At 69.2% G+C, this 20894-nt stretch carries 17 protein-coding genes; 12 read left to right on the top strand and 5 right to left on the bottom strand.

Annotated elements, in window-relative coordinates; all coding sequences use genetic code 11:
- The first annotated feature begins 192 nt into the window (after positions 1-192).
- The 4 genes from sucB to HCA44_RS08745 all read left to right on the top strand — a co-directional run bounded on the left by sucB (position 193) and on the right by HCA44_RS08745 (position 4834).
- Positions 193-1998 (top strand): 2-oxoglutarate dehydrogenase, E2 component, dihydrolipoamide succinyltransferase, encoded by a 1806-nt coding sequence (gene sucB, locus HCA44_RS08760; protein WP_169648173.1) that lies wholly within the window; start codon positions 193-195, stop codon positions 1996-1998.
- Positions 1999-2132: 134 nt separating this feature from the next.
- Positions 2133-2900, top strand: coding sequence for a lipoyl(octanoyl) transferase LipB (lipB, locus tag HCA44_RS08755; protein WP_169648172.1), 768 nt, complete (start codon positions 2133-2135; stop codon positions 2898-2900).
- A gap of 88 nt (positions 2901-2988) precedes the next feature.
- On the top strand, positions 2989-3999 hold the full coding sequence (lipA, locus tag HCA44_RS08750; protein WP_169648171.1) for a lipoyl synthase: 1011 nt from the start codon (positions 2989-2991) through the stop codon (positions 3997-3999).
- Positions 4000-4063: 64 nt separating this feature from the next.
- The gene (locus tag HCA44_RS08745; RefSeq protein WP_169648170.1) at positions 4064-4834 is read left to right on the top strand and encodes a DUF4191 domain-containing protein; all 771 of its coding nucleotides are present in this window, start codon (positions 4064-4066) and stop codon (positions 4832-4834) included.
- A gap of 22 nt (positions 4835-4856) precedes the next feature.
- On the opposite strand, the gene HCA44_RS08740 is transcribed toward HCA44_RS08745, so the two are convergent.
- On the bottom strand, positions 4857-5336 hold the full coding sequence (locus HCA44_RS08740) for an RDD family protein (RefSeq protein WP_169648169.1): 480 nt from the start codon (positions 5334-5336) through the stop codon (positions 4857-4859).
- Between the two features lie 210 nt (positions 5337-5546).
- Between HCA44_RS08740 and glnA (HCA44_RS08735) the strand changes: the two genes are divergently transcribed.
- The 6 genes from glnA (HCA44_RS08735) (at position 5547) to HCA44_RS08710 (ending at position 13019) form a co-directional block, all read left to right on the top strand.
- The gene (gene glnA / locus HCA44_RS08735) at positions 5547-6983 is read left to right on the top strand and encodes a type I glutamate--ammonia ligase (RefSeq protein ID WP_169648168.1); all 1437 of its coding nucleotides are present in this window, start codon (positions 5547-5549) and stop codon (positions 6981-6983) included.
- Positions 6984-7153: 170 nt separating this feature from the next.
- On the top strand, positions 7154-9283 hold the full coding sequence (locus tag HCA44_RS08730) for an FAD-dependent oxidoreductase (RefSeq protein WP_169648167.1): 2130 nt from the start codon (positions 7154-7156) through the stop codon (positions 9281-9283).
- Positions 9284-9405: 122 nt separating this feature from the next.
- The gene (locus tag HCA44_RS08725; protein WP_169648166.1) at positions 9406-10062 is read left to right on the top strand and encodes an ABC transporter permease; all 657 of its coding nucleotides are present in this window, start codon (positions 9406-9408) and stop codon (positions 10060-10062) included.
- On the top strand, positions 10055-11293 hold the full coding sequence (locus HCA44_RS08720) for an ATP-binding cassette domain-containing protein (protein ID WP_169648165.1): 1239 nt from the start codon (positions 10055-10057) through the stop codon (positions 11291-11293). Before HCA44_RS08725 ends, HCA44_RS08720 begins: the two co-directional genes overlap by 8 nt.
- Positions 11290-12021 (top strand): ABC transporter permease, encoded by a 732-nt coding sequence (locus HCA44_RS08715; RefSeq protein ID WP_169648164.1) that lies wholly within the window; start codon positions 11290-11292, stop codon positions 12019-12021. The genes HCA44_RS08720 and HCA44_RS08715 overlap by 4 nt, the downstream gene beginning before the upstream one ends.
- A complete protein-coding gene (locus tag HCA44_RS08710; protein ID WP_169648163.1) occupies positions 12018-13019 on the top strand; it encodes a glycine betaine ABC transporter substrate-binding protein in 1002 nt (333 codons plus the stop codon). Before HCA44_RS08715 ends, HCA44_RS08710 begins: the two co-directional genes overlap by 4 nt.
- Here the strand turns inward: HCA44_RS08710 and HCA44_RS08705 are convergent.
- The 4 genes from HCA44_RS08705 to HCA44_RS08690 all read right to left on the bottom strand — a co-directional run bounded on the left by HCA44_RS08705 (position 12938) and on the right by HCA44_RS08690 (position 19335).
- Positions 12938-13216, bottom strand: coding sequence for a hypothetical protein (locus tag HCA44_RS08705; RefSeq protein WP_169648162.1), 279 nt, complete (start codon positions 13214-13216; stop codon positions 12938-12940). The two genes, HCA44_RS08710 and HCA44_RS08705, sit on opposite strands and share 82 nt — an antisense overlap.
- A 124-nt stretch (positions 13217-13340) precedes the next feature.
- The gene (locus HCA44_RS08700) at positions 13341-16358 is read right to left on the bottom strand and encodes a bifunctional [glutamine synthetase] adenylyltransferase/[glutamine synthetase]-adenylyl-L-tyrosine phosphorylase (RefSeq protein WP_169648161.1); all 3018 of its coding nucleotides are present in this window, start codon (positions 16356-16358) and stop codon (positions 13341-13343) included.
- 23 nt (positions 16359-16381) lie between these two features.
- Positions 16382-17722, bottom strand: coding sequence for a type I glutamate--ammonia ligase (gene glnA, locus HCA44_RS08695; protein WP_169648160.1), 1341 nt, complete (start codon positions 17720-17722; stop codon positions 16382-16384).
- Positions 17723-17775: 53 nt separating this feature from the next.
- Positions 17776-19335: an alpha/beta hydrolase gene (locus HCA44_RS08690; protein WP_169648159.1), complete on the bottom strand. Its 1560-nt coding sequence runs from the start codon at positions 19333-19335 to the stop codon at positions 17776-17778.
- 162 nt (positions 19336-19497) lie between these two features.
- On the opposite strand from HCA44_RS08690, the gene panB reads away from it, so the two are divergent.
- Positions 19498-20364, top strand: a complete 867-nt coding sequence (gene panB, locus HCA44_RS08685; RefSeq protein ID WP_169648158.1) for a 3-methyl-2-oxobutanoate hydroxymethyltransferase — start codon at positions 19498-19500, stop codon at positions 20362-20364.
- Positions 20365-20393: 29 nt separating this feature from the next.
- Positions 20394-20870 (top strand): hypothetical protein, encoded by a 477-nt coding sequence (locus tag HCA44_RS08680; protein ID WP_169648157.1) that lies wholly within the window; start codon positions 20394-20396, stop codon positions 20868-20870.
- Positions 20871-20894: the final 24 nt, after the last annotated feature.

Genomic DNA, 20894 nt, shown 5'->3' with positions numbered 1-20894 from the left:
GGAAGGGCACCTCCGTGGGCACGTTCGTTGCGCGAGTGGAAAGATGAGTGTCGGCCGACACCGCGACCGACTCGAGCGCTGAAGGATTTCAGGCAGCCGACCGCGGCGCGCACGTGGCACGCGCACAATGGTCACGACCACAAGTCGACAGAATTTCAGAACCCGAACACAACCGTCGAGGAGTCAAAAGACATGGCCTTCTCCGTCCAGATGCCAGCTCTTGGTGAGAGCGTCACCGAGGGAACTGTCACGCGGTGGCTCAAGCAGGAGGGGGACACGGTCGAAGTGGACGAGCCGCTGCTCGAAGTGTCCACCGACAAGGTCGACACCGAGATCCCGTCCCCCGCGGCAGGCGTGCTGACGAAGATCGTCGCGCAGGAGGACGACACCGTCGAGATCGGCGGCGAGTTGGCCGTCATCGGCGACGCGGGCGAGCAGGCCGAGAGCGCCCCCGCACCCGCCGCCGAGGAAGCGGCGGCACCGGCTCCCCAGCAGGAGCAGCAGGCAGCCGAGCCCGAGGCACCCGCGAGCGCACCCGCCGCGTCGGCCCCCACCGGCTCGGACTCCGCATCGGAGGGCACCCCCGTCTCGATGCCGGAGCTCGGCGAGTCCGTCACCGAGGGCACCGTCACCCGGTGGCTCAAGTCGGTCGGCGACAGCGTCGAGGTCGACGAGCCGCTGCTCGAGGTCTCCACCGACAAGGTCGACACCGAGATCCCGTCCCCGGTGGCCGGCACCCTCCTCGAGATCACGGCCCAGGAAGACGACACCGTGGACGTCGGCGGACAGCTCGCGGTCATCGGCTCCGGTGCACCCGCCGCGCAGTCCGCACCCGCCGCGCAGTCCGCACCCGCCGCGCAGTCCGCACCCGCCGCCCAGTCCGCACCCGCCGCCCAGTCCGCACCCGCCGCGAAGCCGGAACCGGAGCCCGAACCCGAGCCCGCACCGAAGGCGGCACCCGCGCCGACACCCGCACCCGCGCAGGAGCCCGCGGCGAAGACTGCCCCTGCCCCCGCTCCTGCGGCCGAGCCCGCCGCTCCCGCCGCGGGCGACGCCACGCCCTACGTCACTCCGCTCGTGCGCAAGCTCGCGGCCGACAACGGCGTCGACCTGTCGACCGTCACCGGCACCGGGGTCGGTGGCCGCATCCGCAAGCAGGACGTGCTCGCGGCCGCGGAAGCCCAGAAGGCACCTGCCGCACCGGCTCAGCCGGCACCGGCCGCATCGGCTCCGGCGTCGTCCGCGCCCGCGGGTGTCCGCCCCGAACTGCAGCACCTGCGCGGCACCACGCAGAAGGCGAACCGCATCCGCCAGATCACGGCGGCCAAGACGCTCGAGTCGCTGCAGACCACCGCGCAGCTCACGCAGGTGTTCGAGGTCGACGTCACGCGCATCGCGGCGCTGCGCGCCCGCGCGAAGAACACCTTCCTCGAACGCGAGGGCGTCAAGCTGACGTTCCTGCCGTTCTTCGCGAAGGCCGTGGTCGAGGCACTCAAGGTGCACCCGAACGTCAACGCGAGCTACGACTCGGACAGCAAGGAGATCACGTACCACGACGCCGTCAACCTCGGCATCGCGGTCGACACCGAGCAGGGTCTGCTCTCCCCCGTCGTCCACAATGCCGGCGATCTGTCGCTCGGCGGCGTGGCCCGCGCGATCGCCGACATCGCGAACCGCGCACGCACGGGCGGCCTCAAGCCCGACGAACTGTCCGGTGGCACGTTCACGGTCACCAACATCGGCAGCCAGGGCGCCCTGTTCGACACCCCGATCCTGGTGCCGCCGCAAGCGGCGATGCTCGGCACCGGCGCGATCGTCAAGCGTCCGGTCGTGGTCGCCGACGAGGCGGGCAACGAGTCGATCGGTGTGCGGTCGATGTGCTTCCTTCCGCTCACCTACGACCATCGCCTGGTCGACGGCGCCGACGCCGGTCGTTTCCTCACCACGATCAAGCAGCGGCTCGAGGACGGCGCGTTCGAAGCCGATCTCGGCCTCTGACGAACTCGCTGCACGGCTCTCCGCGGGGCGCTGCCGGATCTCCGGCAGCGCCCCGCGGCGCGTCTGCGCAGCGCTCCCCCGGATCGGGTCACCGCCGCGCACCGCGTCCGCAGGGCGGCGTAGCGTGGCAGTTCATGACGACAGCTCCGATCTCGGCTCGCGCGGCCGCGAGCCCGGTGTCCGTTCTCGACCTCGGCCTCATCGACTACATGGCGGCGTGGGAGCGCCAGCGTGCGCTGGCCGAGCAGCGGGCCGACGGCGACGGCACCGACACGCTGCTGTTGCTCGAGCATCCGGCGGTGTACACCGCGGGGCGCCGCACCGAGCCGGAGGACCGGCCCACCGACGGCACCGCCGTCGTCGACGTCGACCGCGGCGGCAAGATCACGTGGCACGGTCCCGGTCAGCTCGTCGGCTATCCGATCATCAAGCTCGCCGAGCCGATCGACGTCGTGCGTTACGTACGCCGCCTCGAAGAAGCGCTCATCACGGTCGTCACCGGCCTCGGCATCGACTGCGGGCGAGTCGAGGGCCGGTCGGGTGTGTGGCTCGCCGCCACGACGCGCGACGGGGTGTGGCTGCCCGAACGCAAGGTCGCGGCGATCGGCGTGCGGGTTCAGCGCGGCGTCACGATGCACGGCTTCTCACTCAACTGCAATGCGGAGCTCACCGGTTTCGATGCAATCGTGCCGTGCGGAATCCGCGACGCAGGCGTCACGACGCTCTCGAACGAACTCGGCCGCGACGTCACCATCGACGACATCCGCCCGGCCGTCACCGCGGCGGTTCTCGCCGCTCTGGACGGTGAACTCCCGGTCACCGAACACGACATCGCGCGGGTCTCGCCCGACCTTCCCGAGCCCACCGCGGCGCCACAGTTCACCACCGTCCGATACGGCTGACGACGCTACTCTCCGGTAGCTCTCACAGCGCTTTCCGCATCGTCACCCCGGCCCCGACGACGCGCACTCCGGGCGTACGATCGGACCCGTGACTGTGGCCCCAGAAGGACGCAAGCTGCTCCGCCTCGAGATCCGAAATGCGGAGACCCCCATCGAACGCAAGCCGAGTTGGATCAAGACCCGCGCCAAGATGGGTCCCGAATACTCGGAGCTCAAGGGCTTGGTCAAGCGCGAAGGCCTGCACACGGTGTGCGAAGAGGCCGGCTGCCCCAACATCTACGAGTGCTGGGAAGACCGCGAAGCCACCTTCCTGATCGGTGGCGAGCAGTGCACGCGTCGCTGCGACTTCTGCCAGATCGACACCGGCAAGCCCGCCGCGTTGGACCGCGACGAGCCGCGCCGCGTCGCCGAGAGCGTGCAGGCGATGGGCCTGCGTTATTCCACGATCACCGGTGTCGCGCGCGACGACCTCCCCGACGGCGGTGCGTGGCTCTACGCCGAGACGGTCCGCCGGATCCATCAGCTCAACCCGGGCACGGGCGTCGAGAACCTGATCCCCGACTTCAACGGCAAGCCGGATCTGCTCGCCGAGGTCTTCGAATCCCGGCCCGAGGTGCTCGCACACAATGTCGAGACGGTGCCCCGCATCTTCAAGCGCATCCGGCCCGCATTCCGCTACGAGCGCTCGCTCGGCGTGCTCACCGCGGCACGCGAGTTCGGTCTGGTCACCAAGTCCAACCTGATCCTCGGCATGGGCGAGACGCCCGACGAGGTGCACCAGGCGATGATCGACCTGCACGAGGCCGGATGCGACATCCTCACCATCACGCAGTACCTGCGCCCGTCCCCTCGGCATCATCCCGTCGAACGCTGGGTCAAGCCCGAGGAGTTCGTCGAGCATTCGAAGGCCGCCGAGGAGATCGGATTCGCCGGCGTCATGGCGGGCCCGCTCGTGCGGTCGTCGTACCGCGCGGGCCGGCTGTACGCACAGGCCATGGAGCGTCACGGGCGGCCCCTGCCTGCCGGCCAGCAGCACCTCGCCGAGGGCGGCGACGCCTCGCAGGAGGCGGGCGCCCTGATGGCACGCCTCTCGCGCTGAACGCGCGCACGCCGACCGGCACCGGAGGGCGAGCGCTCGGCGCCGGGCACGTATCCTGGTGAGCATGGCGAACGGCAGGACCCAGGGCGGCAAGGGCAAGGGCGGCAAGCCCACGAAGGAAGCGAAGGCGGCGGCCAAGGCCGCGCGCAAACAGGCTTCCAAGGAACGCAGGACACAGCTGTGGCAGGCGTTCCAGATGCAGCGCAAGGAAGACAAGGCGCTGCTGCCGATCATGATCGGCATCGTCGTGGCGGCGGCCGTCGTGTTCTTCCTGATCGGCCTCGTGTGGGATCTCGAATGGTTCCTGCTGCCGATCGGCATTCTGCTGGGTCTACTCGGCGCGTTCATCGTGTTCGGCCGCCGCGTGCAGAAGTCCGTCTACGCCAAGGCCGAGGGCCAGGCGGGCGCCGCCGCGTGGGCACTCGACAATCTGCAGGGCCAATGGCGCGTCAAGACCGCGGTGGCAGGCACGACGCAGCTCGACGCGGTGCATCGTGTGATCGGCCGGCCCGGAATCGTCCTGGTCGCGGAGGGCAGTCCGCAGCGAGTCCGTTCGCTCGTCGCGCAGGAGAAGAAGCGCATCGCGCGCCTCGTGGGCGACACCCCGATCTACGACCTCGTGATCGGCAACGACGAGGGCCAGGTTCCGCTGTCGCAGCTGCAGAAGCGCCTCACGAAGCTGCCCCGCAACATCGACACCAAGCGCATGGACACGATCGAGAGCCGGCTGTCGGCGCTCAGCAGCCGAGGCGGTGGCGGTGCCGCACTCCCCAAGGGGCCGATCCCCGGTGGCGCCAAGATGCGTGGCGTCCAGCGCACGATTCGCAGGCGCTGACCAGCGCGCGGATCGGGCCGCGTCAGCGCGACCGGACCAATCCCGTGCCGGTCGCGCGGTCCTGCATACCGCGTGCGTCGATGTCCGCGACGAGCGCGGGCACCACGAACGACAACAGCAGCTGCCGGCCGAGCGCGCGCACGAAGCCGACCTTCGCGGGTGCGTCGACGCGTGCCACCTGGATGCCGAACAGCAGTTGACCGGGCGTGAACGAGAACAGCGACACGCACACGACGCCCATCACGAACCACACGAGCAGCGTGACCGTCGAGACGGGCCCTTCGAACGCCTGCTCGCCGCGCACGATGAGCATCGCGACGCCCATCGACAGCAACCAGTCGACGAGCAGTGCCCACAACCGGCGACCGTTGCCGGAGAGCGCACCGGGGCCGTCGGCAGGGAGACCGAGCCGTTCGCCGCGGTACGCCTGCGCGCTGCCGTCGGCATCTTTCGGGAGAGCGGCCGAGGGTCCGGAGAGCCAGCTGCCGGTTATGCGTGCCATGTGTACCAGGATAGGCGTCCGGCCAGGGACGCGGCTGCGGCGACCGTCGACCGGTGTGGACAGGGTCACACGAGTGCGTCCGTGCAGCACAACGCGATGCGTAACATGGGCGAAACAAGTGGTTGACTCGCGGGCAACACCGTCTCCATACCCTCTCGGTCGACGGATTCGCCATCACCACTTGGCTGAAACGAATTAAGGAGCACAAGCGTGGCGTTCACCACGGCCGAAGAGGTCATCAAGTTCATCGCGGACGAGAACATCGAGTACGTCGACGTCCGGTTCACCGATCTTCCGGGCACCCAGCAGCACTTCTCGATTCCCGCCGCGGCGTTCAACCAGGACGTCTTCGACGACGGTCTCGCGTTCGACGGCTCGTCGGTGCGTGGTTTCCAGTCGATCCACGAGTCCGACATGATGCTGCTGCCGGATGTCACGACGGCGCGCGTCGACCCGTTCCGCGCAGCCAAGACGCTCAACGTCGACTTCTTCGTGCACGATCCGTTCACGCGTGAGGCGTACAGCCGCGACCCCCGCAATGTCGCACGCAAGGCGGAGGAATACCTCAAGAGCACCGGCATCGCCGACACCGCATTCTTCGGTGCCGAAGCCGAGTTCTACATCTTCGACTCGATCTCGTACGACTCGCAGATGAACGGCGCCTTCTACAAGATCGACTCGGTCTCGGGCGCGTGGAACACCGGCTCCGACCGCAACCCCGACGGCTCGCCGAACCTCGGCTACAAGGTGCGCGCGAAGGGCGGCTACTTCCCTGTCGCCCCGTACGACCACTACGTCGACCTGCGCGACGAGATCACCACCAACCTGCAGAACGCCGGTTTCGAGATCGAACGTGGCCACCACGAGGTCGGCACCGCCGGCCAGGCCGAGATCAACTACAAGTTCAACACGCTGCTCCACGCGGCCGACGACCTGCAGCTGTTCAAGTACATCGTCAAGAACACGGCGTGGGCGGCGGGCAAGTCCGTCACCTTCATGCCGAAGCCCCTGTTCGGCGACAACGGCTCGGGCATGCACGTGCACCAGTCGCTGTGGAAGGACGGCAAGCCGCTGTTCCACGACGAGGCCGGCTACGCGGGCCTGTCGGATCTCGCGCGCCACTACATCGGCGGCATCCTGCACCACGCGCCGTCGCTGCTCGCGTTCACCAACCCGACGATCAACTCGTACCATCGCCTGGTTCCCGGCTACGAGGCCCCCATCAACCTCGTCTACAGCCAGCGCAACCGCTCGGCCGCCGTGCGCATCCCGATCACGGGCAACAACCCCAAGGCCAAGCGCCTCGAGTTCCGCGCCCCCGACTCGTCGGGCAACCCGTACCTGTCGTTCGCGGCGCAGATGCTCGCAGGCCTCGACGGCATCAAGAACAAGATCGAGCCGATGGCGCCGGTCGACAAGGACCTCTACGAGCTTCCGCCCGAGGAAGCCAAGGGCATCCCGCAGGCTCCCACCAGCCTGCCCGCCGTCATCGACCGCCTCGAGCAGGACCACGAGTACCTCACCGAGGGTGGCGTGTTCACCGAGGACCTGATCGAGAACTGGATCTCCTTCAAGCGTGAGAACGAGATCGCGCCGGTCAACCTGCGCCCGCACCCCTACGAGTTCCAGCTCTACTACGACGTCTGAGTCGGCACGAGTCGGCGCAGCCGACGGACACCGGCTGTTCCGAACGGGCCCATCCGCTTCCGCGGGTGGGCCCGTTCGCGTTCCCGAGGCACCGGTCTTCGGGTCCCACCGGTCCCGCAGACCGAGAGCGACGCAGACCGCGCGCGCGGCGCGCAATACCGTTGCGGCCCGTGAAGACCGACGAGCGCACGGCATATCCGCACCTCCTCTCCCCCGGCCGCATCGGGCCGATGTCCCTCGACAACCGGGTCGTGATGCCCGCGATGGACATGAACCTGTGCGAGGACGGCGAGATCGAGCAGGGCGACATCGACCATTTCGCCGCGCGCGCGGCGGGCGGTACCGGCCTGATCATCACCGGATGCTGCGCCGTCGCCTATCCCGTGGGCTGCGCGAGCGAGAAGGAACCGGGCCTGTCCGAGGACCGGTTCATCCCCGGCCTCGCAGCGCTCGCCGACGCCGTGCACGACGCGGGCAGCAAGCTGTGCGTCCAGATGACCCACCACGGCAAGGTCGCACGTATCGACACCCTCCAGGACCGCCCGCAGCTGGTGCCGACCCTGCCGAAACCACCCGGCGACATGAGCGCGATGATCGACTGCACGCCGGAGGAACTGCAGAAGATGGCCGCCGTCAACAGCGGCAAGAAGCCCACCTTCCACGTCGCCGACGAGGACGACATCGCATGGCTGATCCGCATGTTCGCGGAGGCAGCGGGCCGCGTACTCGCCGCAGGCGGCGATGCCGTCGAGATCCACGTCGCGCACAACTACGTGCTCGGCGCCTTCCTGAGCCGCTACACCAACCAGCGCACCGACGAGTACGGCGGCACGCTCGAGAACCGTGCCCGCCTCACGTGCGAGGTCGTCCGCGCCGTCAAGGACACGGTCGGCGACGGGCTCGCCGTGATCGTGCGTGTCGCCGGCCAGGAATACGGGGAGACAGACGGGATCACCGTCGAGGAGGCCGCCGCCTCGGCGAAGATGTTCGAGGACGCCGGGGCCGACGCGATCCACGTCTCGGGCACCGCGCTGAACGCGTTCGCGAACTTCACCGACGGCCCGCTGCCCGACAAGGTCGGCTTCTACACCCACAACGCCGCGATCATCAAGCGCGCCGTGTCGATTCCGGTCATCACCGTCGGCCGCATGCTGCCCGAGGTCGGCGAGAAGATGATCGCGGACGGCGACACCGATTTCGTGGCGATGGGCCGCCAGCTGCTTGCCGACCCGGAGCTGGTCGGCAAGCTGAAATCGGGGCGCGCCGCACAGGTTCGGCCGTGCATCAACTGTTACGTATGTGTGCAGGAGAACTTCTGGGACGGCACACCGATCTGCGCCGTGAATCCCGCATTGGGCAACGAGGGCCTGGTTCCGTTCGTGCGCGGCTCCAAGCCCAAACGCGTCGTGGTCGTGGGTGCCGGGCCGGGCGGCCTGGAAACCGCCCGCGTCGCCACCGAACGCGGCCACCAGGTCACGATCCTCGACAAGGCCGACCGACTGGGCGGCACCCTGTGGTTCTCGTCGCTGACCACACCGGACAACGGACGCCTGTTGCGTTGGCTGACCGAAGAAGTGGACCGCCTCGGCATCGACGTGCGGCTCCGCACCGAGGCAACCCCGGAGTCGATCCGGGCGCTGAACCCGGACGTCGTGGTCGTCGCGACCGGCGCTGTGCGTGAGCGGCCGACGGTACCCGGCGGCGACCTGCCGCATGTGCACACCGGCGACAGCATGCGGGCGCTGATGACCGGCACCGGCGACGTGTCGGACCAGACGCTGCTCCTCCGCGCGGCGAGCAAGCTCGGGAAGCTGGCGGGCGTGACCTCGAGCGCCGAACGCATCCGCGCCCTGAGCACCCGCTTCCTGCGCTACCTTCCGATGGCGAAGGATGTCGTCGTGATCGGCGGCTCGCTCGTCGGCCTCGAGCTCGCCGAGTTCATGGCCGAGCGCGGAAGCCGCGTCACCCTGCTCGCCGACGGGCAACAGCTCGGTGTGCCGATGGCGATGCCGCGCCGGTGGACGGCCGCCAAACACGCCAAGGAGCTGGGACTGACGGTGCACCGCAATGTCACCGTGGACCGGATCACCCGCAACACCGTCGAATTCACCGTCGACAGCACGTCGATGTCGGCGCCCGCGCGCATGGTGATCGTCGCATCCGGCGTCTCGGCCGCGGCGCCGCTCGCGGACCGGCTGACCGGTGCCGATCTCGATGTCCGGGTGGTCGGCGACGCGGGATCGGTCGACTACATCGAGGGTGCGATGCACTCGGCGTGGAAGGTCGCCACAGCCCTGTGACGGCACCTCCCCCGCCTGGCAACTCCGGTCGTTGTCCCACCCGATCCTCTTCGCGGGGCTAAGTTGGGAGGGCATTCGAACCGGAAGGCCGGGCAAGGTTACACGGTGAGGCAGGCGGACATTTGGACTTCGGACAACTGTGGGATTTCGTATCCGCACGCAAGTTACAGCTGCTGACGGACTCGTATCTGCATGTCAGCGCGGTCATCCAATCCGTGGTCCTCGCCACGATCGTGGCGGTCGCCATCGGCATCGCGGTGTATCGCAGTCCGGCCGGGTCGGCGGTCGCGACCGCGCTCGCGAGCGCGATCCTCACCGTCCCGTCGTTCGCACTGCTGGGTCTGCTGATCCCGATTCTCGGGCTCGGTGTCCGGCCGACGGTCACCGCGCTCGTGCTGTACGCGTTGTTGCCGATCATCCGCAACACGATCATCGGGCTCGCATCCGTCGACCCCGCCGTCACCGACGCCGCGCGTGGCGTCGGGATGAGCAGGCTCGGTGTGCTCGGCCGCATCGAGCTGCCCATCGCGTGGCCGTCGATCCTCGCGGGCATGCGCGTCGCGACGCAGATGCTGATGGGCATCCTCGCGATCGCCGCCTACGCGAAGGGCCCCGGCCTCGGCAACCTGATCTTCTCGGGCCTGTCCCGCGTCGGCAGCCCCACCGCGGTGCCCCAAGCGCTCACCGGCACGGTGCTCATCGTCGTTCTCGCGCTCGTCCTGGACGGCATCTATGTGCTCATCGGAAAGCTGACGACCTCGAGGGGGCTCCGTGACTGACACCGCGACGACCGACGACAAGCCGCAGATCTCCGGCGTCGACATCGTGCTCGAGAACGTCACCAAGACGTACCCCGGTTCGAAGACCCCTGCTGTGGACGACGTCTCGCTCGAGATCCCCGCAGGCGAGCTCGTGGTGCTCGTCGGGCCGTCCGGCGGCGGCAAGACCACCACGATGCGGATGATCAACCGGCTCATCGAGCCCACGTCGGGCACCATCACGATCGGCGGGCGCGACGCGCTGTCGATCGACCCGGACAAGCTCCGCCGAGGCATCGGCTACTCGATCCAGCAAGCCGGACTGTTCCCGCACATGACGGTGGCGAAGAACATCGCGCCCGTGCCGGGCCTGCTCGGCTGGGACAAAGCACGGATCCGTGCCCGCACCGAGGAAATGCTCGATCTCGTCGGACTCGATCCGGGCGTGTACGCCGGCCGCTACCCGCGGCAGCTGTCCGGCGGTGAGCAACAGCGCGTCGGCGTCGCACGCGCACTCGCGGCCGACCCCCCGGTGTTGCTGATGGACGAGCCGTTCGGTGCGGTCGATCCCATCACGCGCGGCCTGCTGCAGGACGAGCTGATGCACCTGCAGGAGGAGCTGCGCAAGACCATCGTGTTCGTCACGCACGACTTCAACGAGGCCGTCAAACTCGGCGACCGCATCGCGGTACTCGGCCCGCGGTCGACGATCATGCAGTACGACACGCCCAGTGCGATCCTCGCCGCGCCCGCCAACGAGACGGTCGAAGGATTCGTCGGGTCGGGTGCCGCGCTCAAGCAGCTCACGCTCGACCGCGTGCGCGACGTCAAACTCGGCACCCGCCCCACCGTCGCGATCACCGACAGCGTCGAGTCGGTGCGCACACTGCTGGCCGGCCGCAAGAACCCCTGGGTCATCGTGCTCGACGAGCGGCGACGCCCCGTGTCCTGGGTGTCCACGCGCGATCTCGCGCACGCGTCCTCGTTGCGCGGCGTCGGCGTTCCGATCGGCGAGGTCGTGTCGCGGCAGTCGACCCTGCAGGACGCGCTCGAGGCGCTGCTCGAAGAAGGATCCGCCACCGCCGTCGTCACCGGCCGCCGCGGTGAGTACGAGGGTGTCGTCACGATCGACACGCTCGTGCGTCATCTCGCGGCGATGCGGGCCGAATACGCGGACGAGGACGACACCGGTGAGGTGCCGAGGGTGGGCGACACCGGCCGGTCACCCGAGAACGGGGAGGCCGCCCCGTGACCGTCGACCGGATACGGCTCCTCGTCCAGCCCAGCGTCATCGTGGTGCTCGTGGCCGGCATCCTGATCTGGGCGTTCACGCGTGATCTCACGACGACGCAGAAGGCGAGCCTCAACGCGTCGAACATCGCCACCCTCACGTGGCAGCACATCCTGCTCACCGTGGTGATCGTGCTGCTCGTCGTGATCATCGCGGTGCCGCTCGGAATCCTGCTCACCCGACCAGGATTCGACAAGCTCGCCCCGATCTTCATCGGTATCGCCAACATCGGTCAGGCCGCACCCGCGATCGGCCTGCTCGTTCTGCTGTTCCTCTGGACAGGCACCACCGGCTTCTGGATCGGTGTGCTGCCCATCGCGTTCTATTCGTTGCTTCCTGTGCTGCGTAACACGATGCTGGGCCTGCAACAGGTCGATCCGTCGCTGATCGACGCGGGGCGCGGGCAAGGCATGTCGGCACTCAAGGTGCTGCGCACCGTCGAGATCCCGCTCGCGATCCCCTACGTGCTGGCGGGCCTGCGCACGTCGCTGGTGCTTGCGGTCGGCACCGCGACGCTGAGCTTCCTGGTCAGCGCGGGTGGTCTCGGCATCCTCATCGACACCGGATACAAGCTTCGCGACAATGTCACCCTCGTCGTCGGCGCTGTGCTCGCGATCGCGCTGGCACTGTTCGTCGACTGGCTGGGGGCACTCGCCGAGCAATTCCTCGGACCGAAGGGGCTGCGATGACCCGAAGGACAGCGAGGCACCGGCTGCGCACCGCGCTGTGCGCGTGCGCCGCGGCGATCACTCTCGTGTCGAGCGCGTCGTGCGGGCTCGAGTCCGGCAGTTCGGTGCCGCTCGAGGTGGGCCCCGGCAGCATCCAGCCGGTCCCGGAACTCGACGGCGTCGCCGTCACCGTCGGCTCGAAGGACTTCACCGAGCAGGTGGTCCTCGGCTACATCATCGAGTTCGCGCTCGAAGCGGCAGGCGCGGACGTCCGCGACCTCACCAACATCCAGGGTTCGAACTCCACGCGCGAGGCCCAGCTCGCCGGCCAGATCGACATCACGTACGAGTACACCGGCACCGGCTGGATCAATTACCTCGGCAACGAGCAGCCGATCCCCGACCCGCAGCAGCAGTTCGAGGCTGTGCGCGACGCCGATCTCGAACGCAACGGCATGGTGTGGACCGACCCCGCACCGATGAACAACACCTACGCACTCGCGATGAACCGGCGGACCGCCGAGGAAACCGGTGTGCGCACCCTGTCCGACTACGCCGAACTGGTGCGCACCGACCCCGCGGCCGCGACGACCTGCGTCGAGACCGAGTTCAACGTGCGCCAGGACGGCTTCCCGGGCATGGCCGCGCACTACGGTTTCGACGCGAACGCCGTCGAGCGGCGGATCCTGCAGACCGGCATCATCTATCAGGCGACGGCGGACGGCGCACAGTGCCGATTCGGCGAGGTCTTCACCACCGACGGCCGCATCATCGCACTCGATCTCGTGTTGCTCGACGACGACAAGTCGTTCTTCCCGAAGTACAACGCGGCCATCGTGATGCGACAGGAATTCGCGGAGGCGCACCCCCAGGTCGCCGAGGTCATGGCGCCGATCTCCGCGAAACTCACCAACGACGTCGCGAGCGAGCTCAACCGTCAGGTCGACGTCGAGGGCAGGGAACCTGCGGCGGTGGCACGCGACTGGCTCGTCGCCGAGGGCTTCGTGTCGACGCCTTGAGCGATGTCCGCATCGACGCCGTCGTCGGCCCCGTAACGCAGCGGATCCCGGTATGTCCCAGGACTTTCCGACTCGACGTAGGGCAGTGCGAAGTCGTCCTGCGAGCCCGACAGGCTCGTCTCGATCGCCTCGAGGAACAGCGCGCCGAACATCAGCGCGACGGGGAACAGGAGAACTGCGACGAGTGCGAGGCCCATGCCCTCATTCCTAGTCGCGTCTCCGCCCACGAACCGGCGATCCGGTTTCTCCTGGCGCACGAACTGGTCACGCGGAGGTGTCGAACCGGCCTCCGCGGCGTGACGAGCACGGTCCGTCCGGAAATCAGGCTCCGAAGACGCGTTCGACGACACCGCGCGCGCGCCGCGTGACCCGCAGGTAGTGGTCGAGGAATTCGCCCGCGTCCTCACTGTTCCAGCCGGACATCTGCGCGACCGCCGCGAGTACCTTGCCCGAGCCGGGCAGCTGGTCGGTCGGCTTGCCACGCACCAGCACGAGGCAGTTGCGGGTCTTGGTGGCGGTGATCCAGCTGTCGCGCAGCAACGACACGTCCTCGGAGTCGAGCAGACCCGCCTTCTCGATCGCGTCGAGCGACTCGAGAGTGGACGTGTTGTGCAGCGCCGGAATGTCGTTGGCGTGACACAGCTGCAGCAGCTGCACCGTCCACTCGATGTCGGCGAGGCCGCCGCGGCCGAGCTTGGTGTGCGTCGCCGGGTCGGCACCGCGGGGCAGCCGTTCGGAGTCGACCCGCGCCTTGATCCGCCGGATCTCACGGACCGCGCTGTCGGACACGCCGCCCTCGGGATACCGGAACTCGTCGATCATGTGCAGGAAACGCAGCCCCAGGTCCTGGTTGCCCGCCACCACAGTGGCCCGCAGGAGCGCCTGGATCTCCCACGTCTGCGCCCACTGCTCGTAGTACGCGCGGTACGACCCGAGGGTGCGCACGACCGGACCGTTGCGGCCCTCGGGACGCAGCCCGGTGTCGACCTCGAGCGGCGGGTCGGTGCTGGGTGCACCCAGCAGGGTGCGCACCCGGTCGGCGATCGTGTTCGCCCACTTGACCGCCTGTGTCTCGTCGGCGCCGTCGACCGGTTCGCACACGAACAGCACGTCGGCGTCCGACCCGTATCCCAGCTCGAAACCGCCGAGCCGGCCCATCCCGATGACCGCGAATGTGGCGGGCGCGGAGCCGCCGCGTCGGGCGACGTCGGCGTTGACCACGGCGGCGAGAGCCGACCCGAGCACTGCCGCCCACACCGAGGAGAGTGCCTTGCACACCTGCGGCACGTCGACCATGCCGAGCACGTCTGCCGACGCCACACGCGCGAGTTCGTGCCTGCGCAACGCGCGCGCCGCGGCAACGGCCCGCTTGGGGTCGTCGTAGCGCCCCGACGCGGTGAGAATGCCCTTCGCGACGTCCTCGGGCGCCGCCTCGAGCAGGCGCGGACCCGACGGCGAGTCGCCGAGCAGACGGATGACCTCGGGTGCCTTGATCAGCAGGTCGGGCAGGTAGGCCGACGCGCCGAGAATCGTCATCAGGCGCTCGGCGACCGACGCCTCGTCGCGCAGCAGCCGCAGGAACCACGTCTGGTCGTTCATCGCCTCCGACAGCCGGCGATAGGCCAGCAGGCCGGCGTCGGGGTCGGGGGTGTCGGCGAGGGCCTCGAGCAGGTTCGGCAGCAGCAACGCCTGGATCCGGCCCTTGCGTGACGCGCCCTTCGTGAGCGCGGTGAGGTGACCGAGCGCGTTGTCGGGCGCGGTGTAGCCGAGGGCGGCGAGCTGACGCTTCGCCGCATCCGGGGTGAGGACGATCGCGTCCTTGTCCATCCGCGCGACCGACTCGAGGAGGGGGCGGTAGAACAGCTTCGCGTGCAAGCGGCGGACACGGTGCGCATTGCGTTTGATCTCGCCGCGCAGCACGCCGAGCGAGTCGCGCGTGCCGTCGGGGCGCATGTGGGCCGCGCGCGCGAGCCACCGCAGCGACTCCTCGTCGTTGTCGGGAGGCAGGGTGTGGGTGCGCTTGAGCCGCTGCAGCTGCAGTCGGTGCTCGAGCAAGCGGAGGAACTCGTACGACGCGGTGAGGTTCGCAGCGTCGTCGCGACCGACATAGCCGCCCGCGGCGAGCGCGGTGAGCGCGTCGACGGTGCTCGCGACGCGCAAGTTCTCGTCGGCGCGGCCGTGCACCAGTTGCAGCAACTGCACCGCGAACTCGACGTCGCGCAGGCTGCCGCGGCCGAGTTTGAGTTCGCGCTCACGCAGCTCCGTGGGCACCGTCGCCTCGACGCGTCGGCGCATCGCCTGCACCTCGGGCACGAAGTCCTCGCGTTCGGACGCGGTCCACACCATCGGGGTGACGGCGTCGACGTAGTCTCGGCCGAGCGCGAGGTCGCCCGTCATCGGACGCGCCTTGAGCAGCGCCTGGAACTCCCACGTCTTGGCCCAACGCGTGTAGTACGCGACATGTGATTCGAGGGTGCGGACGAGCTCGCCCGACTTTCCCTCCGGCCGCAGCGCCGCATCGACGTCGAAGAAGGCCGACGAACCGATGCGCATCATCTCGCCCGCGACACGGCTCGCGAGCGCGTCGGCCGGCTCGGCGACGAACACGACGTCGACGTCCGAGACGTAGTTGAGTTCGCGGGCACCGCACTTGCCCATCGCGATGACGGCGAGCCGAAGCGGGCACGGCGCGTCGGTACACACGGTGGCGACCGCGACCGACAGGGCAGCGGTGAGCGCGGCGTCGGCGAGGTCGGACAGATGGTGTCCCACGACGGGATACGGCAGGACCGGCTCGTCCTCGACCGTGGCGGCGAGGTCGACCGCCGCGAGTACGACCAGGCGGTCACGGTAGGCGTCGCGCAGCACGGCGACTGCGTCCGGGCCGGTGACCGCGGCCCGATACACCAGCGAATCCGACGGAATGCCCTCTTCGGGTTCGGCGCCGACGACGTCGAGGAACGAGGAGATCAGCTCGTCGCGCGTCGGGAGCTCGATGTCGTCGCCGCGCAGCAACCGCCACGTCGACGGGTGCGCCACGACGTGGTCCGCGAGCGCGGTGGACGAGCCGAACAACGCGAGCAGGCGGCCCCGAAAGCCTTTCTCGGTGCGCAGGGCGGCGTCGAGCTCGGGCCAGTCGTCGCCCAGCGCCTCGCGCAGCCGCACGACCGAGCGCAACGCGAGATCGGCATCGGGTGCGCGCGAGAGTGACCACAGCAGCTCGATGCTCTCGAGCCCCTGCCACCCGAGCTCCGCCAAGTCGGTGGGCGCCGTGGGTTCGACGAGGCCCAGCCGGCCCGGGCCCGGGACGACGGATCGTGCTGTCGGCGGCTTCACCATTCTCGCGTTCACAACCCTCGTGTTCACAAACCCAGGTACGACTTCAGCTCGAACGGCGTGACGAGGCCGCGGTAGTCCTCCCACTCCTTGCGCTTGTTGCGCAGGAAGTAGTCGAACACGTGCTCGCCGAGCGCCTCCGCGACGAGCTCGGAGCGTTCCATCTCGCGCAGCGCGTCGTCGAGATTCTGCGGCAGCTCGCGGTAGCCCATCGCGCGCCGCTCGGCGGGCGTGAGCGACCACACGTCGTCCTCGGCCTCGGGCGGCAGCTCGTAGTTCTTCTCGATGCCCCGCAGTCCGGCAGCGACGAGCACCGCGAACGTGAGGTACGGATTGCACGCCGAGTCGGGGCTACGGATCTCGACCCGGCGCGACGACGCCTTGTTGGGCGTGTACATCGGCACGCGCACGAGCGCGGATCGGTTGGACGGGCCCCACGACGCCGCAGTGGGCGCCTCGCCGCCGTGCACGAGTCGCTTGTACGAGTTGACCCACTGGTTGGTGACCGCGCTGATCTCACTCGCGTGCTCGAGAATCCCCGCGATGAACGCCTTGCCGGTGGCCGACAACTGCATCGGATCGTCGGGATTGTGGAAGGCATTGGTATCGCCCTCGAACAGGCTCATGTGCGTGTGCATCGCCGAGCCCGGCTGATCGCTGAACGGCTTGGGCATGAAGCTCGCCCGCACGCCCTCGCCGATCGCCACCTCCTTGACGACGTACCGGAAGGTCATGACGTTGTCGGCCATCGACAGCGCGTCGGCATAGCGCAGATCGATCTCCTGCTGGCCGGGCGCGCCTTCGTGGTGACTGAACTCGACCGAGATGCCCATCGATTCGAGCGCGTCGATCGCATGCCTGCGGAAGTTCGGGGCGGCTTCGTGCACTGCCTGGTCGAAGTATCCGCCGTAGTCGGCGGGCTCGGGCGGCGTGCCGTCGTTCGGGAGGTCTTTGAGCAGGAAGAACTCGATCTCGGGGTGCACATAGCAGCTGAACCCGAGATCGCCCGCCTTGTTGAGTTGGCGGCGCAGGACGTGGCGGGAATCGGCCCACGACGGCGACCCGTCGGGCATCGCGATGTCGCAGAACATGCGGGCCGAGTGCTGGTGGCCCTTGCTCGACGCCCACGGCAGGATCTGGAATGTCGACGCATCGGGCTTGGCGACCGTGTCGGCCTCGGACACCCGCGAGAAGCCCTCGATCGACGACCCGTCGAACCCGATCCCCTCTTCGAACGCGCCCTCGAGTTCCGCCGGGGCGATGGCCACCGACTTGAGGTATCCGAGCACGTCCGTGAACCACAACCGCACGAAGCGGATGTCGCGCTCTTCGAGGGTGCGCAGCACGAATTCCTTTTGCCGGTCCATGTGCGCGAGACTATGCACAGTTCGTTAAATCCGTGTTACTTCGCTGGTAACGGTCAGCACCGCAACTCGGGCGGCGAGGCCGCGGGGTCCTCGAGATAGCGCGCCGCGGCCTCGTCGACGCATGCGACGCCGTCGAGCACGACCGTGTGCTGCGTGCCGTCGTACGTCAGCAGTGTGCCACCGAGCTGCCGCGCCAGGTCGACACCGGCCTGGTACGGCGTCGCCGGATCACCGGTCGTCGACACGACCATCACGGGGGGCAGCCCGTCCACCGCGATCTCGTGCGGCTCCCCCGTCGGCGGCACGCTCCAGAAGGCACACACGTCGAGCGGCGCCTGGCCAGTTCCGCGCCCGTCGTCGAGGAAGGGCGCCGCCTCCCGGTACCGCATGTCGGACTCCCCCGCGACGGCACGGTCGGTGACGGGCGGGTCGTCGACGCAGCGCACCGCGTTGAACGCGTCGTTGATGTTGCTGTAGGTGCCGTCGTCGGCACGGCCCTCGTACAGGTCGGCGAGGCTCAGCAGCGCGTCGCCGGTGCCGCGAGCGAGGCTCGTGAGTCCACCGCGCAGCGGGCCCCACAGGGTCGGCGAGTACAACGCCTGCTGCACCCCGGTGATCGCGTCGCCGTACCCGAGGCCACGGGGATCGGTCGTCGCGGCCGGACGCGTCACGAGCGGCTCGACGAGTTGCTGGAAGCGCGCATTCGCCTGGGCCGGATCGTCCCCGAGGGGGCATGCGCTCGTGCGCATGCAGTCGGCGGCGAAGGCGTCGAACGCCTGCTGGAAGCCCGCGGCCTGCTCGACGACCTCGTCGACGGGATCCTGTCCGGGGTCGACCGCGCCGTCGAGGATCATCGCGCGCACACGGTCGGGGAACTGTTCCGCATAGGCGCTGCCGAGCCGGGTGCCGTACGAGTAGCCGAGGTAGTTCAGCCGCGTGTCGCCGAGCACCGCGCGGATCACGTCCATGTCCTGCACGACGTCTCGTGTCCCGACGTGGGCGAGGACGTCGGAGCCCGTGCGTTCGGCACAGGCCTGCGCATACTCGCGGCGGTGCTTCTCGGTCTCCGCGATCCCGTCCGGCGACATGTCGATCTCGCTGCGGGCTCGCCGTTCGTCGTTCTCCCGATCGGTGAGGCACTCGATCGCGGGGGTCGACGCGCCGACGCCCCGCGGGTCGAAGCCGACGACGTCGAATCGTGCGCCGATCTCGGTGCCGTCGGCGACCGACGCGAGCGAGAGCCCCGACGCGCCCGGCCCGCCGGGATTGACGAGCAACGATCCGAGCCGGTCACCCGAGGCCGCCGACCGCGAGATCGCGATCTCCGCCGAGGCACCCGCCGGATCGTCGTAGTCGACCGGCACGTCGACGCGCGCACACTCGAGGGACGTGCCCGCGAGCGTGCCGTCGGTGTCGTAGGAGTCGCACGGCCCCCAGTCGAGGGTCTGCGTGTAGAAGCGCTCGAGCGCCGCGGGCGCCCCCTCGGACGCCGCGCCCTGCTCGGGTTCGGCCCGACCCGGCTCGGGCGGCGCGCAGGCCGCGGTCAGCCCGCACGCGGCGAGGACCGCGACCACCGCGATCGATCGTGCCCGGCCGCCGTCGACGATTCGCATACCCTGATCGTGCCAGGTGCCGGGACCGGACAGGTCCACGACCGCTCGCGGGGCGGTGACACACCACACAGACCGACCGTCGCAGCGTGGTGCACAATGAGGAAGTCATGACCCATACACCCGGGGACCCGCTCGCGGGCCTCGAGGCACGAAAGGGACACCATGTCCGAGACGAACACGGCTGCCACGAACTCGCCCGGCGAGGCACCTCTCTACGGCGGGTCCACCGCGCCGACGCGTAAGACGCGCATCCATCACCTGCAGGAGATGAAGTCGCACGGCGAGCGCTGGGCGATGCTCACCGCGTACGACTACTCGAGCGCACGACTCTTCGAAGAAGCAGGCATTCCGGTCCTGCTGATCGGCGACTCCGCCGCGAACGTCGTCTACGGCTACGACACCACGGTTCCGGTGACCGTCGACGAACTTCTCCCGCTCGTCCGGGGCGTCGTGCGCGGCGCGCCGCACGCACTCGTCGTCGCCGACCTGCCCTTCGGCAGCTACGAGGCGTCGCCCGAGCAGGCCCTCGCCACCGCCACCCGGTTCATGAAGGAAGGCCTCGCGCACGCGGTCAAGCTCGAGGGCGGCGAGCGCGTCGCACCGCAGATCGCGGCGCTCACGGCCGCAGGCATCCCCGTGATGGCACACATCGGTTTCACACCGCAGAGCGTCAACGGCCTCGGCGGCTTCCGCGTACAGGGCCGCGGCGACGCCGCCGAACGGCTGGTCGCCGACGCCATCGCGGTGCAGGAGGCGGGCGCGTTCTCCGTCGTGATGGAGATGGTGCCCGCCGACATCGCCGGCCAGGTCACGCGCAAGCTGCAGATCCCGACCGTCGGCATCGGCGCCGGCCCGGAATGCGACGCCCAGGTCCTCGTATGGCAGGACATGGCCGGATACACGAGCGGACGCACCGCGAAGTTCGTCAAGCGGTTCGGCACCGTCGGCGACGAGCTGCGCGCCGCAGCCGCGGCCTACGCCGACGAGGTGCGCCGGGGCACCTTCCCCGGACCCGAGCACAGCTTCTGAGCACGTCGACGGCAAGCCAGGGAGGCACGATGGCGCCCAGTGGGTGTCGAGACCGCGGCCGCATCACCAGCGGACGTACCCACAGCCGACTCACCGCGGTCGCGCTGTGCGTGGGCGCCGCGTTCGCCGCGGTCGCGTGTGGTACCGCAGGCGCGCCGTCCTCCGCTCCCGGGTCCCCGTCGGCTCCCGACTCCCCGTCCGCAGCGGCTCCCCCGGGTACCGAACCGGCCCCGGGGGACGTCACCGCGGCACAGGCGCAGAGCCTGTGTTCCGATCTCGAAGGCCAGCTGCAGAACTGGCGCACGTACACGCCCACCATCGGTAAGGGCGGGCTCAACATCGTCGTCGGCACATGGCTCGCGCACCACAACCTGGGTGCGATCGACTTCGCCACCGACCGAGGACGCATCGACACCATCACGTCGGCCGCGTGCCCGCAGGTCCGGGCCGACGCACTCACCGCGCTCGAGATCCCCGATCTCGCGTCCGGCCTCGTCGGGTTCTGACCTCCTGCCGGGTACCGTCGCGGC

This window comes from Rhodococcus sp. HNM0569 (assembly GCF_012726205.1).
GTDB lineage: Bacteria > Actinomycetota > Actinomycetes > Mycobacteriales > Mycobacteriaceae > Rhodococcus_F.
Note: the sequence above shows the minus strand (reverse complement) of the source record. Positions and strands in the feature narration are given on the sequence as shown.

Coding starts and splice junctions, on each gene's coding strand:
- sucB (WP_169648173.1), top strand. CDS start 193: ATGGCCTTCTCCGTCCAGATGCCAGCTCTTGGTGAGAGCGTCACCGAG.
- lipB (WP_169648172.1), top strand. CDS start 2,133: ATGACGACAGCTCCGATCTCGGCTCGCGCGGCCGCGAGCCCGGTGTCC.
- HCA44_RS08745 (WP_169648170.1), top strand. CDS start 4,064: ATGGCGAACGGCAGGACCCAGGGCGGCAAGGGCAAGGGCGGCAAGCCC.
- HCA44_RS08740 (WP_169648169.1), bottom strand. CDS start 5,336: ATGGCACGCATAACCGGCAGCTGGCTCTCCGGACCCTCGGCCGCTCTC.
- HCA44_RS08710 (WP_169648163.1), top strand. CDS start 12,018: ATGACCCGAAGGACAGCGAGGCACCGGCTGCGCACCGCGCTGTGCGCG.
- HCA44_RS08705 (WP_169648162.1), bottom strand. CDS start 13,216: ATGGGCCTCGCACTCGTCGCAGTTCTCCTGTTCCCCGTCGCGCTGATG.
- HCA44_RS08700 (WP_169648161.1), bottom strand. CDS start 16,358: ATGGTGAAGCCGCCGACAGCACGATCCGTCGTCCCGGGCCCGGGCCGG.
- glnA (WP_169648160.1), bottom strand. CDS start 17,722: ATGGACCGGCAAAAGGAATTCGTGCTGCGCACCCTCGAAGAGCGCGAC.
- HCA44_RS08690 (WP_169648159.1), bottom strand. CDS start 19,335: ATGCGAATCGTCGACGGCGGCCGGGCACGATCGATCGCGGTGGTCGCG.
- panB (WP_169648158.1), top strand. CDS start 19,498: ATGTCCGAGACGAACACGGCTGCCACGAACTCGCCCGGCGAGGCACCT.
- HCA44_RS08680 (WP_169648157.1), top strand. CDS start 20,394: ATGGCGCCCAGTGGGTGTCGAGACCGCGGCCGCATCACCAGCGGACGT.